The sequence below is a fragment of the Streptomyces diastatochromogenes genome (assembly GCF_002242805.1).
In the GTDB taxonomy this organism is placed as follows: domain Bacteria; phylum Actinomycetota; class Actinomycetes; order Streptomycetales; family Streptomycetaceae; genus Streptomyces; species Streptomyces diastatochromogenes.
Genome location: NZ_MCGQ01000107.1, coordinates 1 through 935, shown reverse-complemented (window position 1 = coordinate 935; position 935 = coordinate 1). Strand labels below are relative to the sequence as shown.

Below are 935 nucleotides of genomic sequence, written 5' to 3'. Positions count from 1 at the left end.
CGCCTCCTCGACGACCGCCTTCGACGCCGCCTCCGCAGCCGCCACCCCCACCGCGGCCAACGGCACCGACGCCGCACGCCGCCCCACACCATCACCGGCCCGCAGCACCCCGAGCATCTCCCGCAACTCGGTCAACGCCTGCCGCCCCATGTCCCCCACCAGCGCCGCATTCCGCACCGCCTTCTCGGGATCCTTACGCGCAACCGCCTGCAACGCCGCCGCATGCACCACCATCAGGCTCACCCGATGGGCCACCACGTCATGCATCTCCCGAGCGATCCGCGTCCGCTCCTCGTTACGCGCCCACTCGGCCCGCTCCTCCGCCCGCTCCGCGAGCAACTGAAGCTCCCGCTCCAGACTGTCCGCCCGCTCCCGCAGACTCTCCATCAACCGGCGCCGCGCCCCCACGTACAACCCGAGCAACACCGGCGGAGCCGTCAGCCCCAGAGACGTCGTGATCGACGCGAACGGAACGAACCAATCCCCCAGGGTCAGATCCCCCCGGGCCATGTCCTGCCGCACCCGCACGAACGTCACGATCATCGTGCCCAGCAACGACATCCCCGCCAACGCCACGATGATCCGGCGCGGCAACTCACACGCCGCCAGCGTGTACAGGCCGACGATGCCCATCAGGAAACCCATCTGGGCCGGCGTGATCGCGATCGCGACCAGCACGANNCGATCAGACCGAACACGATCCCCACCGACACCGGGATCCCCGCGTCCCGCGCGAACGGGATCCCCTCCGCGCCGCACTCCACGGCGGACACCAGCGCGAGACTCCCGTCGAGCACCGCACTACGCCACCTGGTCCACCACCATGGGCCGGTCAGGGCCCTGGCATGCTCTTCCCCCGTCGCGGTCATGCCTCCAGCCTACGGGCGCGGGCCACGGCATTTCCGGTGACTTTCGCCTACCGGAGCGGACCACAC

At 70.3% G+C, this 935-nt stretch carries 2 pseudogenes; both read right to left on the bottom strand.

The features are described from left to right. A pseudogene (locus tag BEK98_RS46215) lies at positions 1-680 on the bottom strand (sensor histidine kinase); the annotation flags it as partial. A gap of 2 nt (positions 681-682) precedes the next feature. Continuing rightward, positions 683-869: pseudogene (locus tag BEK98_RS50635) on the bottom strand (sensor histidine kinase); the annotation flags it as partial. Between the last annotated feature and the right edge of the window lie 66 nt (positions 870-935).